Raw genomic sequence first — 14,921 nt, 5'->3', positions numbered from 1 at the left:
TCAAAAATGTAATAAGAAGGGGTTTCCATGTCTGAAGCAACACTAGCGCCGCCCAAGGCGCGCGGAGCGCCGTTTCGGGTCATGCCGGGGTTTAAGCTGTCACTGGGCTTCACGCTCTTTTACCTGGCCTTGATCGTCCTCATTCCCTTGTCGTCGGTGTTCCTGAAAACTTTCACCATGACATGGGACGCCTTCTTCAGCGCCGTCACGTCCGACCGCGTGATGGCGTCATACCGCCTGACATTTGGCGCCTCGCTGATCGCCGCCCTGCTGAACGTGGTGTTTGGCGGCATCCTGGCCTGGGTGCTGGTGCGCTATAAATTCCCCGGCAAGCGCATCATCGACGCCCTGGTCGACTTGCCGTTCGCCTTGCCGACGGCCGTGGCCGGCATCACCCTGACGGCCTTGTACTCGTCGAACGGCTGGTTCGGCCAGTTCATCGAAGGCGTGCTGGGCATCAAGGTGGCGTTCACGCCGCTGGGCGTAGTGGTGGCGCTGACCTTCATCGGCTTGCCGTTCGTCGTGCGCACCGTGCAACCGGTGCTGGAAGACGCGGAAAAGGAACTGGAAGAAGCAGCCGCCAGCCTGGGCGCCAATTCCCTGCAAACGTTTATCCGCGTCATCTTCCCCACGATTTTGCCATCGTTGCTGACGGGCTTTGCGCTGGCCTTCGCCCGCGCCACGGGCGAGTACGGTTCCGTGATCTTTATCGCCGGCAACATGCCGATGGTGTCGGAAATCACGCCGCTGTTCATTATTACCAAATTGGAACAATACGATTACGCGGGCGCCACGGCCATCGCCGTGGTGATGCTGGTGGTGTCTTTCCTGCTGTTGTTGACGATTAACCTGCTGCAAGCATGGACGCGCGGAAAGGCGAAGAAATCATGAGTACGAATACGACTGCCGCCGCTGGCGTGGACACTGCGCGGCCGACAGCGCGCCGCTTCGAGCCGAATGTCGGCCCCGTCGTGCTGGAGCCGCTGTGGGTGCGCACGGTATTGATCACCATCGCCTTGCTGTTTCTGACGACATTCCTCATCGTGCCCCTGGTGGCCGTGTTTGCGGAAGCGTTCAAGAAGGGCTGGGAAGCGTATATCGCCGCCATCATCGACCCGGACGCCATTTCCGCCATCAAGTTGACCCTGATCACGGCCGCCATCGCCGTGCCGCTGAACCTGGTGTTCGGCGTGGCCGCTTCGTGGTGCATCGCCAAGTTCGAGTTCCGCGGCAAGAGCATTTTATTGACCCTGATCGACTTGCCGTTTTCCGTCTCGCCCGTGATTTCCGGCCTGATCTACGTGCTGATGTTTGGCGCCCAGGGCTGGTTCGGCCCGTGGCTGCAGGCGCACGACATCAAGATTTTGTTCGCCGTGCCCGGCATCGTGCTGGCCACCATCTTCATTACCTTCCCCTTCGTGGCGCGCGAACTGATCCCCCTGATGCAGTCGCAAGGCAGCGAAGAGGAAGAGGCCGCCATCGTGCTGGGCGCCTCGGGCTGGAACACTTTCCGCAGAGTCACCTTGCCAAATATCAAATGGGGCTTGCTGTATGGCGTGATCCTGTGCAATGCCCGCGCCATGGGCGAATTCGGCGCCGTGTCCGTCGTCTCCGGCCATATCCGCGGAGAAACCAACACCATGCCCTTGCAGGTGGAGATTCTGTACAACGAGTACAACTTCGCCGCCGCGTTTGCCGTCGCCTCGCTGCTGGCCTTGCTGGCGCTGGTGACCCTGGCCCTGAAAGCCTTTATTGAGTGGCGTTTGAACGAGAGCGACGCCGACGATTCCGCCTTACGTTCCACGGAGCACTGATATGACCATCGCAGTTAAAAACATCCACAAGCGCTTCGGCGATTTCGTCGCCCTCGACAATATCTCGCTGGACTTTCCCGCTGGCGAATTGACGGCCCTGCTGGGCCCGTCGGGTTGCGGTAAAACAACCTTGCTGCGCATTATTGCCGGCCTGGAACATCCTGACAGCGGCCAGGTGCTGCTCGATGCGGAAGACGCGTCGAACCGCCACGTGCGCGAGCGGCAAGTCGGTTTCGTGTTTCAACACTATGCGCTGTTCAAGCACATGACGGTATTCGAAAACGTGGCGTTTGGCTTGCGCGTGAAATCGCGCAGCGAGCGCCCGTCGGAAGACCAGATCCGCCGTAAAGTGAAAGATTTGCTGGAGCTGGTGCAACTGGACTGGCTGGCCGACCGCTATCCGCCGCAACTGTCGGGCGGACAACGCCAGCGCATCGCCCTGGCGCGCGCGCTGGCCGTCGAGCCGCGCGTGCTGCTGCTCGACGAACCGTTCGGCGCGCTCGACGCCAAGGTGCGCAAGGAATTGCGCCGCTGGCTGCGCCGCCTGCACGACGACTTGCACGTGACCAGCATTTTCGTCACGCATGACCAGGAAGAGGCGCTGGAAGTGGCGGACCAGGTGGTGCTGATGAACAAGGGCACCGTCGAGCAACTCGGTTCCCCAGAGCAAGTCTACAACCACCCGGCCTCGCCGTTCGTGTACGGTTTCCTGGGCAACGTCAACCTGTTCCATGGCCGCGTGCATGACGGCGTGATGGCCACGGGCGACGCCAGCTTCGAAGTGCCCGATTATGCGGGCGTGAGCGACAGCAAGGGCACGGCCTATGTGCGCCCGCACGACCTGGAAATCGACCGCTACACGCAGGGCGCGGAAGGCATCGTCGTGAAGCTGAGCCGCGCCCATGCGATCGGCCCGCTGGCCCAGCTGGACTTGCAGCGCGTCGATAACAGCGAACTGATCGAAGCGGTGATGTCGAACGAGCGTTTTACCCATCTGCAGCTGAAGGAAGGCGAAACGCTGGTAGTCCGTCCGAAACGCCTGCACGTATTTGTTGAACCCACCCGAACTTAATACAGGATAGCCATGAACTTTCAACAATTGCGATCGATCCGCGAAGCGGCCCGCCGCGGCTATAACCTGACGGAAGTGGCGAATGCGCTGTTCACGTCGCAGCCGGGCGTGAGCCGGCAGATCCGCGAACTCGAGGACGAGCTGGGCGTGGTCATCTTCGAGCGCAACGGCAAGCGATTGACGGGCTTGACGGAGCCGGGCAAGGGCATTTTGAAGATCGTCGACCGCCTGCTGATCGAGGCGGAAAACCTGCAGCAGGCCAGCCTCGAATACAGCGGCCAGACCAGTGGCACCTTGTCCGTGGCGGCCACGCATACGCAGGCGCGCTATGCGCTGCCGAAAGTGGTGCAAAGTTTCCGCGCCGCATTCCCCGACGTGCGCATCGCGCTACAACAAAGCGCACCCGAGCACATCGCGGAATGGGTATTGTCCGGCAAGACCGATATCGGCATCGCTACGGAAGGCTTGAGCCAGTTCCCCGACCTCGTGTCCTTCCCGTGCTACCGCTGGAGCCATCTGATCGTCGTGCCGGACGGCCATCCGCTGCTCGAGCATACACCGATCCGCCTGGAAGACCTGGCCAAGTATCCCTTGATTACCTACGACAAGGGTTTCACGGGCCGGGGCCATATCGACGACGCGTTCGCCAAGGCGGGCGTGGCCACCGACATCATCCTGACGGCCATGGATTCCGACGTCATCAAGCAATACGTGGCGCTGGGCCTGGGCGTGGGCATCGTCGCCTCGATGGCCTTCGACCATGGCCGCGACAAGGGGCTGCGGGCCGTGGAAGCGTCGCATCTGTTCGCCACCAACACGACGCGCCTGGCCGTGCGCCGCGGCGCCTACCTGCGCGCGTATGCCTACGAGTTCATCCTGCAACTGGCGCCGGACCTGACGCGCGAAGACATCGACCGCGCCATGGCGGGCGAGGACGCGCTTTAAGCCAGTGCGGCCCGCTGCGCGCGGGTCAGGCTGGCCACGGCGCGCGCATGGCTATCCTGCACCAGTTCCACCAGGTAATCGGTAGGAAAACGCGCCACATCGACGATGGTGACCCAGTGAAAGCGGCCCATGTAGCGGGCCGGTTTCACGCCCGGCATGTCCGTCAGTTCGACAAAGCGTTCCGCGCTGACGCGCAGGCTGAAGCGCCACTGCTCGGGCATGCTGGTCTTGAAATACGCAAATTTCTTGCCGCCCACTTCATACACGAGGATGTTCGACGGCGCACCGTACAGCACGGCTTGCGCGCCGGGCAGGGCTGCGCAAAAGTCTTTCAGATCATCGTTTGTCATTCGTCAACCGCCATGAATTGTTGCGTGCTATGGTCGAAGGCATAGGCCGCGCCGGCCGGAGCGTCCAGCAGCTTAATAAAACGGTCGTCCACGCCGAGCACGGCGCCCAGCGAGACGAGGGCCACGTTGGCGCTGTCGTTGATGTAGTCGTCGCTTTCGTCGTTGGCCGTGAAGCGCCAGCCGCTGTCGTCGGCGTTGTCCGGCTCCTCGCGGTACAGGTAGCCGACGGGCGCGCCGTCTTCCAGCACTTTTTTCGTCACGAAGCACAGGCCCGCGTAGCGGTTGACGAGGTTGTCGTCATCGTCGTGCTGCGTATTGATGATGTGGCGCGCCGCGAAAGCGACGGGGTCCTTGGCGCGCAGATCGGCGATGTAGCCGGGCATGTTGTCGAGCTTGCCCGTAAAGTGGCCATTTGCCTCGACCGTGTCGACCAGCACCCACATGCGCTCGGCGCCCGGCGCCTGCGGATCGTCGCTGTGGAAGGCGAAGATCAGCTTGACCACCTCGCCGGGGCGCACCTGGGCGATGGCCTCGGGCGGCGATTTATAGAAAGTGTAGGGATGGCGCGCCGCCAGTTCGGCGGCATCGGCCAGGTGCCAGCTGGGCATGGTGATCCGTTCTCAAGAAGAGTAGCACCCATGGTAGCCGATTGCGGGCCAGGATGGCCACCCGCATGGCAACAGACTGCGCGCGCAGCCGCCATCTTGCCCACCTTGGCGAGCCTGTGGCAAGAACCGCTTATTTGGCCGGTGTTGCTGTGACTGCATGCTGTGCCTTGGCTTGTTCAATGGCAACTTGATGTGTTTGTTCCTGCTGGCGGGTTTGCATCAGCGCCTGTGCTTGTGCTTCGCTGTTTTTGACTTCCAGTTCTGCACGCGCCAGTTGTGCTTTTTTGGCCTCGATATTGGCCGCTGTCGTTTGCACTTGCTGGGCTTGCTGCACCTTCAGAAAGGTGTCGGTGAGATGGGTAAATAGCCTGGCGACTTCGTCTTGACTCACGGCGCCGTTCAAATGGTACTGACACAGGGCGTAGACACCGGTGCGGTAGGCGTCCAGCGCCGCCGTCCTGTCAGCGAGGACGGTCACCGTCGTTGTGAACTCGTCATCGAAATCAGCATTGCCGGTGAGGGCGGTTTTGCCATTCACATTGATATTGCCGTTTAACGCTGCCTTGATGCCGTTCGCCGTGTCGGGCGGAGGCTCCGCACAGAAACGTGCCCGACTCTTGATGCCGGGAGTATTTGTATCTGAGGTAGCGCCATCGTCCACGACAAAAATGACGGTTCGTCGATCAGCTGACAGTGAAAAGACGCCAGGCATTTTTTCGACGCTATCTTCCACCACCGGACGATTGAACAGCGTTCCTAGTTGCGACGCGCAGCCGCTGAGCGAAAGCGCGATACATCCGACGAGCATAATCTTGAGCATGATATTGCCCCATGTTGATGTTATGAAAAAAATCGTTGGGTAAGCTGTGTTGATGCTGAGGGATGCTCATGAAAGACTAGCAGTTTCCGGATGGTGCCGCGCGGTTGGTTTGTTTGTCGCTGCGCTGTATCAAGCTTTCATGCACAGCGATCATGCTCGCAAAAAAGCCCGGCACATTGGCCGGGCTTGTGTCGTTACACTCTTGACTGAGTTCTTTTACCAGCTATAGCCAGCCTTTGCGTAGTAATAGCGGCCGTTGAAGCCGTTTGGCGCGAAGATGCTGTAGGGCTGGGTGCCGTTGACGTTCAGGTTACCGTTGCTCGTCACTTGCGCCGGGTAGCGGTTGGTGACGTTGTCGATGCCGGCCACCAGACGCCAGTTCTTGCCCAGTTTCACGGAACCGGACACGTCCAGCACCCATTGCGGGTCATACGTCTGGTCCAGCTTGACGTCGTTCTGCGGCACGGTGAAGCTGCCGTAGCGCGTCACGACGCCGTGCGCATTCCAGATGCCGAAGCCGTAGTCGGCGGCCAGGCTGAACTTGTCCTTCGGCGAGGCCACCGTGATGCGGTCGATGCTCTGGCGGTCGATCAGTTTCAGGTTGTTGGCCGTCAGGATGGCCGGATTGTCGGCGATTTTCCGTACCGTGCTCTTGTTGTGGTTGTACGCCACGGTCAGATCCAGGCGGTCCTTGTCCTGCAGGTCGATGCGGTAGGTGCTGACGATGTCCACGCCTTCCGTGCGCGTGTCGACGGCGTTGGTGAAGTAGCGTCCCGAACCCACGGGCGTGCCCTGCGCGGCCAGGATGCTCTTCAAATCATTGTTGAGGATCAGATTGGCCGAAAACAGGATACGGTTGTCGATGTCGATGCGGTAGGCATCCACCGTCGTGGTGAAGTTGCGGTTGGGCTGGAATTGCAGGCCCAGGCTGTAGTTGCGGGCCTTTTCCGGTTTCAGGTCTTGTGCACCGAGGGCGCGCGCCTGCGGCGTGTTGACGGCGAAGGTGCCCGTCTCGATCGGCGTGTTGACGCCGTTGACGACCTGGAAATTGGTGGTGGTGATGGTGTAGTACTGCTGCGCCAGCGATGGCGCGCGGAAGCCGCTCGACACCGTGCCGCGCAGGGACAGCGCGTCCGTGAACGCATAGCGGGCCGAACCCTTGGCCGACGTGGTGCTGCCGAAGTCGCTGTAGCGCTCATGGCGCAGGGCCACGCCGCCGGACAGCTTCTTCGTCGCTTCCGCTTCCAGGTTCACATAGATCGACTCGTTGTGGCGCGAGTGGCTGCCCGCGTTGGCGGGACGGAAGCCGGCAAAGCCTTGCGAGCCGCTACCCGTGTACGAGGCTGCGTCGCCGGCGCCGATCGTGTATTTTTCATGGCGTGCTTCGGCGCCCACGGCCACCGTCAGCGGGCCGGAGAAGGCGGCCACGGGGAATTCGCGCGCCGCATCGAGGTTGAATACGGTCTGTTCATTTTTCAGCGAACCGGCATAGAAGTGCGTGGGGCTGTTCGCGCCCAGCGACTGGTTGACCGTGTTGTCCAGGTCCAGCTCGAACTTGTTGCTGCCGTAATTGAGGCTGGCATCCCAGCGCCAGCCGGCCGCCTCGCCGCGCAAGCCCGTCACCAAGGACTGGTCCGTCAGGGTGCTGTTTTGCAGCGGCAAGAAGCCTTCCGGGTAGATCGGCGTGCGCTGGACGAACAGCTTCGAATTGTTCGGGTCCGTGATCAGCGCCGTGCGCCAGGTAGCGGCGGCCGACGTGTCGCGCTTGCCGTAGTTGCCGAAGGCATACCAGTCGAGGTTGTCGCTGATATGGTATTCGCTGTTGAGGAAAATCGTTGCCGGCTTGCTTTCCGGGTCGCCATAACGCTGGTTGACCTTGCCGTAGCGCGGCTCCAGCGGATTGCGGAAGTCGGCGCCGGCGCGGTTGGTCGGATCGCGTTCCGCCACTTCGGCCGAGACGCGCACCCAGCCGTCGTCGCCCAGGGCGAAGCCGGCCGAACCCTTGATGGATTTTTGCTTGCCGTCGCGTTCCTGCGTCTGGCCATAGCCCACTTCGATGTCGCCGCCGGCCGCGCCTTTTTTCAGGATGATGTTGATCACGCCGGCAATCGCATCGGAGCCGTACTGGGCCGCCGCGCCATCGCGCAGCACTTCCACGTGGTCGATGGCGGCCAGGGGAATGGCGTTCAGGTCGACGGGCGCCGAGCCGCGGCCCAGCGAGCCGTTGACGTTGACCACGGCCGAGGTATAGCGGCGCTTGCCGTTCACCAGCACCAGGGTCTGGTCGGGCGACAGGCCGCGCAATTGCGCCGGACGCACGGCGTCGCTGGCGTCGGCGCCCGTGGCGCGGGCGAAGTTCAGCGAGGGCAGCAGGCGCGCCAGCACGGTGGCCAGTTCGCCCGAACCCGTGCTTTGCAGGTCGCGCGAGGTGAGGATGTCGATCGGCGATTCGGAATCGATGGTGCGGCGGTTCTTGGCGAAGGTGCCGGTGACCACCACCGATTGCAATTCGCCTTCGGCCGGCAGCTCTTGCTGCGCTTGCGCCTGCATGGGCAGGCTGAAGCAGGCGATCAGGCTGGCGGCGATAACGGTTTTCACGGGGAGGGCGGGATGCTGGGAGCGGGCGTTGCTTGAACTCATCGACGATATCTCTTCGGTTGGTGGTTGCGCGGACCATGGCGGTCCGGTGATGCAATCAGATTAACAGTGGGCACGCGGCGTGCTTACGAATCGTTCTGTCTATCGATATGCAATAAATATCTGAAAGACGTCGACATGGTGCGCGTAGCGCATATGGCCTCGTTTCCAGCATACGACCGGGTACGGCAAGGCCGCAATGCTGCACAGCAGTAAATTACCGGCTGTTGTATAAATACGACTATCTGCGATGGGCGTGGGAAGTCTGGCGGCGGCACGCGCCGCCAGACGGCGGGGCTTACTGCCCCGGATTGGGCGCTCTGGCGTGGATGGCGTCGACGGCCGCCACCAGTTCCGGCGACAAGGCGACTTGATGGGCGTCGATATTTTGCTGCAACTGCGCCACGCTGGTGGCGCCGATGATGGTCGAGGCGACGAACCAGCGCGAGTAGCACCAGGCCAGCGCCAGCTGCGCCGGCGTCAAGCCGTGCGCGCGGGCCAGCGCCGCGTACTGGCTGGCCGCCTCGATGGTGGCGGGGCGCACGTAGCGGGGACTCCAGCCGGCCGGGAAGCGCGTCAGGCGGCCCTGGGCTTGCGGATCGTCGAGGTATTTCGCCGTCAGCTGGCCGAACGCCAGCGGGCTGTAGGCCAGCAAGCTGACGTTTTCCCGGTGGCATGTTTCGTCGAGCAAGCTCGTCTCGAAATGGCGCGCCGTCAGGTTGTACAGGTTCTGGATCGATGCGATGCGCGGCAAGCCTTTCAGCTCGGCCTGCTTGATGAATTCGCACACGCCCCACGACGATTCGTTCGACACGCCGATGTGGCCGATCTTGCCTTCGTCGACCAGCTTGCCCAGCACGGCCAGCGTGTCTTCGATGGCGACCGACGCGTGCTCCTTGCGCGGGTTGTACACGCTGGCGCCGAAGATGGGCAGGTTGCGGCTGGGCCAGTGCAATTGATACAGGTCAATGTGCTCCGTCTGCAGCCGGCGCAAACTGTCTTCGATGGCGGCGCGGATGTTGACCGCGTCGTGATCCGTCTTGCCCTTGCGTATCCAGTGCATGCGCGAGTTCGGCCCGGCCACCTTGCTGGCCAGCACGATCTCGCCGCGCTTGCCGCTTTTCTTCAGCCAGCTGCCGATGTAGCGCTCGGTGCTGCCCTGCGTCTGCGCGCTGGCCATCACCGGATACATTTCGGCCGTGTCGATGAAGTTGATGCCCCGTTCCAGCGCGTAATCGAGCTGGCTGTGCGCTTCGGCTTCGCTGTTCTGCTCGCCGAAGGTCATCGTGCCCAGGCAGATCCGGCTCACTTCCAGGCCGCTGGAACCGAGTCTGACCTTGGCTATCATGCCGGCTGCCTGCCGCGCAGCGCGCGCGCGCAATCCTTGATCAGGGCGGGACCCGCATAGATCAGGCCGCTATACAGCTGCACCAGCTGCGCGCCCGCCTCGAACTTGGCCAAAGCATCCTTGCCCTGCATGATGCCGCCCACGCCGATGATGGGCAGGGCGTCGCCCAGTTCCGCCTTCAGCAAGCGGATGACATTGTTCGACAGCTCGAATACGGGCGCGCCCGACAGGCCGCCCGCTTCGGCACCGTGCGGCATGCCTTCGACGGCACTGCGCGACAGGGTCGTGTTGGTGGCGATGACGCCGTCGATGCGGTGGCGCGTGAGCGACTCGGCGATGCTTTTCACCTGCTCGCCATCCATGTCCGGCGCGATTTTCAGGGCCAGCGGCACGTAGCGCTTGTGCTTGTCGGCCAGGCGCGCCTGGGCATCCTTCAATTGCGACAGCAGGGCGTCGAGTTCCGACGCACCCTGCAGCTGGCGCAAATTCTTGGTGTTCGGCGACGAGATGTTCACCGTCACATAGCTGGCGTACGGATAGACTTTTTCCAGGCACAGCAGGTAATCGTCGGCGGCCCGCTCGATGGGCGTATCGGCGTTCTTGCCGATGTTCAGGCCCAGCACGCCAGCGCGCTCCTGGTAGAACTTCGATGCCTGCACGTTGGCGACAAACGCGTCCACGCCGCCATTATTGAAACCCATGCGGTTGATGATGCCCTGCGCCTGCGGCAGGCGGAACATGCGCGGTTTCGGATTGCCCGCCTGCGCGCGCGGCGTGACGGTGCCCACTTCGATGGAGCCGAAACCCAGGTCGGCCAGCGCGTCGATGTAGGCGCCATCCTTGTCCAGGCCGGCGGCCAGGCCGACGGGATTCGGGAAAGTGATGCCCATCACCGTGCGCGGGTCAGCAGCCGGTTTGCCGGCCAGCTTCGTCAGGCCCAGCGCGCTGGCGCGTTTCAGGGCGGGCAGGGTGAAATGGTGGGCCGCTTCGGCATCCATCGAAAACAGCAGCGGGCGGGCGAGGGAGTACAGGAATTTTTCAGACATGGGGCGCTTTGAGTAGGTGTGCGGGCCGCCGGGAAGGGCTGGCGGCGCGCGAAATAAGTGCCGTATTTTACCGTGTTCCGCGCGGCGGCCGGGTGTATAGTTCTTGTTGGTCTGATGCAATATTGATCCCTTGATAATCTGCATCGGGCCCTGGACTTTCCTGTTTCTTCCCTGTTCCCTTGACTTCATAAGCGAGACATCGATTGAAAAAGACACGCATCCTCACCGCCATCGCGGCCGCCAGCGCATTGCTGCTGAGCTACCCGGCCCTGGCCCTGCCCAATACGCAAGATACGCGCATGCTGAGCGAACCGGCCGTCTCCAGCCGCCACATCGCCTTCATCTATGCGGGCGACCTGTGGCTGTCGAACCTCGACGGCGGCGGCGCGCGGCGCCTGACGTCGGACCTGGGCGACAAGTCCAATCCCGTCTTTTCGCCTGACGGCAGCCTGATCGCGTACAGCGCCAACATCGACGGCAATGTCGACGTGTACGTAATAGCGGCGGCCGGCGGCGTGCCGCGCCGCCTGACCTTCCACCCGGGTGTTGATCTGGCGCAATCGTTCACGCCCGATGGCCAGGCCGTGATGTTCACCTCGCCCCGCGCCGCCTTCAATAACCGCTTCCAGAAGCTGTTCACGGTGCCCGTGGCGGGCGGCGTGGAAACCCAGCTGGAAATCCCCAACGCGTCGCGCGCCACGTATTCGCCCGATGGCAAGCGCATCGCCTACAACCCCCTGATGCCCGCCTTCAAACAGTGGAAGCGCTACCGGGGCGGCACCAATTCCTGGCTGTGGCTGTTTTCGTCCAGCGACAAGTCGATCGAAAAAATCCCCCAGCCGACGACGCGCTCGAACGACGTCGACCCGATGTGGATAGGCGACAGCGTGTACTTCCGCTCCGACCGCAACGGCGAATTCAACCTGTTTGCCTACGACGTCAAGACGAAGGCCGTGCGCCAGTTGACGCAGCACAAGGATTTCCCCGTGCTCAACGCGTCGGCCGCGAACGGCACCATCGTCTACGAGCAGGCCGGCTATCTGCACTCGTTTGACATCGCCAGCGGCCAGGCGCGCAAGCTGACCATCGGCGTGGCCAGCGACCTGGGACAGACGCGCCCCCGCTGGGTGAAGAATGCGAAATACATCCGCGACGCGTCGATTTCGCCGTCGGGCGCCAGGGTCGCCTTCGAATACCGGGGCGAGATCGTCACCATCCCCGCCGACAAGGGCGACGTGCGCAACCTGACGCAGACGGCCGGCGCCCACGAGCGCACGCCGATCTGGTCGCCCGATGGCCGCTCGGTCGCGTATTTTTCCGACGAATCGGGCGAATACGAGCTGCATGTGCGCGCGCAGGACGGCAAGGGCGCCGTGCGCAAGTTCAAACTCAATGGCAGCGGCTTCTATGACAACGCCGTCTGGTCGCCCGACAGCAGGAAGATCGCGTTTGCCGACAATGGCTGGAGCATGTACGTGATCAACGTCGGCAACGGCAAGGTGCAAAAGATCGCCACGGAGCCGATGTATGGCGTCGACAAGAGCATGCGCGCTTCGTGGGCGCCCGATTCGCGCTGGCTGGCCTACACGCTCAATTCGCCCACCTACACGCGCAGCGCCTACATCTATTCCGTCGAGCAGAACAAGTCGATGCCCGTCACCGATGGCCTGTCCGACGTGGCCCAGCCCGTGTTCGATAAGAGCGGCAAATACCTGTACTTCTTCGCGTCGACGAATGCTGGCCCCAGCAACAACTGGTTCTCGCAGCAGAATGAGGACAACCTGGTGACGCGCACCGTGTGGATGGCTGTGCTGCGGCGCGACCTGCCGTCGCCGCTGATCAAGGAAAGCGATGAGGAAAAGGCCGCCGGCGCGGAGAGTAAAAAAGACACGGCGAAGGCGGAAGCGGAGCCTAAGAACGAGCCTAAGAACGAGCCGAAGACCGATCCGAAGACGGGCCGCGACGACCCGAAAGTGACGGTGGCGCCCGTGGCGCCGATCCACATCGATTTCGACGGTATCGCCACGCGCATCGTCGACCTGCCGCTGCCTGCCGCGCAGTTTTCCAGCCTGACGGCCGGCGCCGCGGGGCAGATATTCCTGTTGCGCGAAAGCGACGGCAAGAAGGCCGTGCAGCGCTTCGATCTGAAGGAGCGCAAGGCGGAAACCGTGGTGGCCGAAGCCGATGATTTCGAGGTCTCGGCCGACGGCAAGAAGCTGCTGTACCGCCAGAAGGACAACTGGGCCATGGGTAGCGCAACGGGCAAGCTGCTGGCGCCCGGCGAAGGCAAGATCAAGGTCGACGCCATCGAGGTGAAGGCCGATCCGCGCGCCGAGTGGACGCAGATTTTCAATGAAGTGTGGCGCATCAACCGCGATTACTTCTATGACCCGGGCATGCATGGCGTGGACTGGAAGGCCATGCGCGACAAGTACGCCGTGTTCCTGCCCGAGCTGTCCAGCCGCGCGGACCTGAACCGGTTGATACAGTGGATGTGCAGCGAACTGGCCGTGGGCCACCACCGCGGCGGCGGCGGCGACGACTTTATCGAGGCGAAGAAGGTGCCCGGGGGCTTGCTGGGCGCCGATTATGAAGTGCGCGACGGCCATTACCGCTTCAAGAAGGTGTATGGCGGCTTGAACTGGAATCCGGCACTGCGCGCGCCGCTGACGGAGCCGGGCCTGAACGTCAAGGCGGGCGAATACCTGCTGGCCGTCGACAGCCGCCCTTTGTTGCCGCCGACCAACCTGTACAGCGCCTTCGAGAACACGGCCGGCAAGGCCATCGACCTGACCGTGGGGCCATCGGCCGACGGCAAGGGCGCGCGCACGATCACTGTGGTGCCCGTGCCGACGGAGGATGCCTTGCGCAACCGCGACTGGATCGAAGGCAATATGCGCAAGGTCAATGCGGCCACCAATGGCAAGGTGGCCTACGTGTACGTGCCGAATACGGCGGGACTGGGCCACACCTACTTCAAGCGCTATTTCTTCCCGCAGGCGGACAGGCAGGCCATCATCGTCGATGAGCGTTTCAATGGCGGCGGCAGCGTGGCCGATTACTACATCGAGATCCTGCAGAAGAAGGAAATCGCCTGGTGGACCATGCGCTACGGCGCCGACATGAAGACGCCGTCCGCCTCGATCCAGGGGCCGCGCGCCATGCTGATCGACGAGACGGCCGGCTCGGGCGGCGACCTGCTGCCGTGGATGTTCCGCAAGAACAACATGGGCCCGCTGATCGGCAAGGCCACGTGGGGCGGCCTGGTGGGCATCCTCGGCTTCCCCGTGCTGATGGATGGCGGCTCCATCACGGCGCCGAACCTGGCGTTCTGGACGCGCGAAAACGGCTGGGGCGTGGAAAACGAAGGCGTGCCGCCCGATATCGAAGTCGAGCAAACGCCGGCCGACGTCATCGCCGGCCGTGATCCGCAGCTGGAAAAGGCGATCGAGGTGATCCAGGCTGAACTGGCGAAGAACCCGCCCGCGCGGCCTGCACGTCCGGCGTTTCCGGACAAGAGCAAGTAGGCAATGGAAAAGGGGCGCAAGCCCCTTTTTTTACATCACGACCCACTGCCCCTTGATGCGCGCTTCCAGCGGTTTGAAGTTGATTTTATAGGCCATCTTCGGACTTTGTTCTATCCAGTAGCCCAGGTAGATGTAGGGCAGGCGCAGTTCCTGCGCCTGGGCGATCTGCCACAGCACGTTGTAGGTGCCGTACGAGGCGCCCGGCACGTCGGGATCGAAAAACGTGTAGACGGACGACAGGCCATCGGCCAGCACGTCGATGATGCTGACCATGCGCAGGGTGCCGTCCGGTTCGCGGAACTCCACCAGGCGCGTATTGACGCGGCTTTGCAGCAGGAATTGCGCGTACTGGTCGCGGCTGTCCTGGTCCATGCCGCCGCCCGCGTGGCGCGTGCTCTGGTAGCGCAGATACAGCTCGTAGTGCTCGTCGAGGAAGGACAGGGTGGCTACGCCCGCCTGCAGGTCGGCATGGCGGTTCCAGGCGCGGCGCTGGTTGCGGTTGGGGGTGAACGATTGCGTTACGACGCGCACGGGAATGCAGGCCTGGCAGCCGTCGCAATACGGGCGGTAGGTGAAAATGCCGCTGCGGCGAAAGCCGTTGCGCACCAGTTCCGAATACACGTCGCTGTTGATCAGGTGCGATGGCGTGGCCACCTGCGAGCGGGCCTGGCGGTCGTCCAGGTAGCTGCACGGGTAGGGCGCCGTCGTGTAGAACTGCAGGGTGGCAAACGGTAGTTCGTTCAGGTGCGTCATG

General features: G+C 62.8%; 12 protein-coding genes. 5 read left to right on the top strand and 7 right to left on the bottom strand.

The features are described 5' to 3' along the window. The first annotated feature begins 81 nt into the window (after positions 1-81). Genes cysT through IGS61_RS11760 form a run of 4 tightly spaced genes read left to right on the top strand, consistent with a single transcriptional unit; the run spans position 82 to position 3,831 of the window. Entirely contained in the window at positions 82-891 is an 810-nt protein-coding gene (cysT, locus tag IGS61_RS11775) for a sulfate ABC transporter permease subunit CysT (RefSeq protein WP_099408869.1), read from the top strand. After that, the gene (gene cysW, locus IGS61_RS11770) at positions 888-1,814 is read left to right on the top strand and encodes a sulfate ABC transporter permease subunit CysW (RefSeq protein WP_230539751.1); all 927 of its coding nucleotides are present in this window, start codon (positions 888-890) and stop codon (positions 1,812-1,814) included. Before cysT ends, cysW begins: the two co-directional genes overlap by 4 nt. A 1-nt stretch (position 1,815) precedes the next feature. After that, on the top strand, positions 1,816-2,886 hold the full coding sequence (locus IGS61_RS11765) for a sulfate/molybdate ABC transporter ATP-binding protein (RefSeq protein ID WP_034747519.1): 1,071 nt from the start codon (positions 1,816-1,818) through the stop codon (positions 2,884-2,886). A gap of 12 nt (positions 2,887-2,898) precedes the next feature. Further along, positions 2,899-3,831, top strand: coding sequence for a CysB family HTH-type transcriptional regulator (locus IGS61_RS11760; protein ID WP_230539750.1), 933 nt, complete (start codon positions 2,899-2,901; stop codon positions 3,829-3,831). Here the strand turns inward: IGS61_RS11760 and IGS61_RS11755 are convergent. The 6 genes from IGS61_RS11755 to IGS61_RS11730 form a co-directional block, all read right to left on the bottom strand. Further along, a complete protein-coding gene (locus IGS61_RS11755; protein WP_230539749.1) occupies positions 3,828-4,181 on the bottom strand; it encodes an MmcQ/YjbR family DNA-binding protein in 354 nt (117 codons plus the stop codon). The genes IGS61_RS11760 and IGS61_RS11755 overlap by 4 nt on opposite strands. Beyond that, positions 4,178-4,789: an immunity protein Imm33 domain-containing protein gene (locus IGS61_RS11750; protein ID WP_230539748.1), complete on the bottom strand. Its 612-nt coding sequence runs from the start codon at positions 4,787-4,789 to the stop codon at positions 4,178-4,180. Before IGS61_RS11750 ends, IGS61_RS11755 begins: the two co-directional genes overlap by 4 nt. A gap of 130 nt (positions 4,790-4,919) precedes the next feature. Beyond that, positions 4,920-5,609 (bottom strand): hypothetical protein, encoded by a 690-nt coding sequence (locus IGS61_RS11745; protein WP_230539747.1) that lies wholly within the window; start codon positions 5,607-5,609, stop codon positions 4,920-4,922. Positions 5,610-5,825: 216 nt separating this feature from the next. Continuing rightward, the gene (locus IGS61_RS11740; RefSeq protein ID WP_230539746.1) at positions 5,826-8,249 is read right to left on the bottom strand and encodes a TonB-dependent receptor plug domain-containing protein; all 2,424 of its coding nucleotides are present in this window, start codon (positions 8,247-8,249) and stop codon (positions 5,826-5,828) included. A gap of 295 nt (positions 8,250-8,544) precedes the next feature. Then, positions 8,545-9,591 (bottom strand): aldo/keto reductase, encoded by a 1,047-nt coding sequence (locus IGS61_RS11735; RefSeq protein ID WP_230539981.1) that lies wholly within the window; start codon positions 9,589-9,591, stop codon positions 8,545-8,547. After that, complete coding sequence (locus IGS61_RS11730; protein ID WP_230539745.1) at positions 9,591-10,640, bottom strand: quinone-dependent dihydroorotate dehydrogenase; 1,050 nt, start codon at positions 10,638-10,640, stop codon at positions 9,591-9,593. Before IGS61_RS11730 ends, IGS61_RS11735 begins: the two co-directional genes overlap by 1 nt. Positions 10,641-10,843: 203 nt before the next feature. Here IGS61_RS11730 and IGS61_RS11725 point away from each other — a divergent pair, with 203 nt between their 5' ends. Further along, on the top strand, positions 10,844-14,167 hold the full coding sequence (locus IGS61_RS11725) for a S41 family peptidase (RefSeq protein WP_230539744.1): 3,324 nt from the start codon (positions 10,844-10,846) through the stop codon (positions 14,165-14,167). Positions 14,168-14,197: 30 nt separating this feature from the next. Here IGS61_RS11725 and IGS61_RS11720 read toward each other — a convergent pair whose 3' ends face one another. Then, a complete protein-coding gene (locus tag IGS61_RS11720; RefSeq protein WP_230539743.1) occupies positions 14,198-14,920 on the bottom strand; it encodes an arginyltransferase in 723 nt (240 codons plus the stop codon). Between the last annotated feature and the right edge of the window lies 1 nt (position 14,921).

It is taken from the genome of Janthinobacterium sp. FW305-129 (assembly GCF_020858115.1).
GTDB lineage: Bacteria > Pseudomonadota > Gammaproteobacteria > Burkholderiales > Burkholderiaceae_D > Janthinobacterium.
Note: the sequence above shows the minus strand (reverse complement) of the source record. Positions and strands in the feature narration are given on the sequence as shown.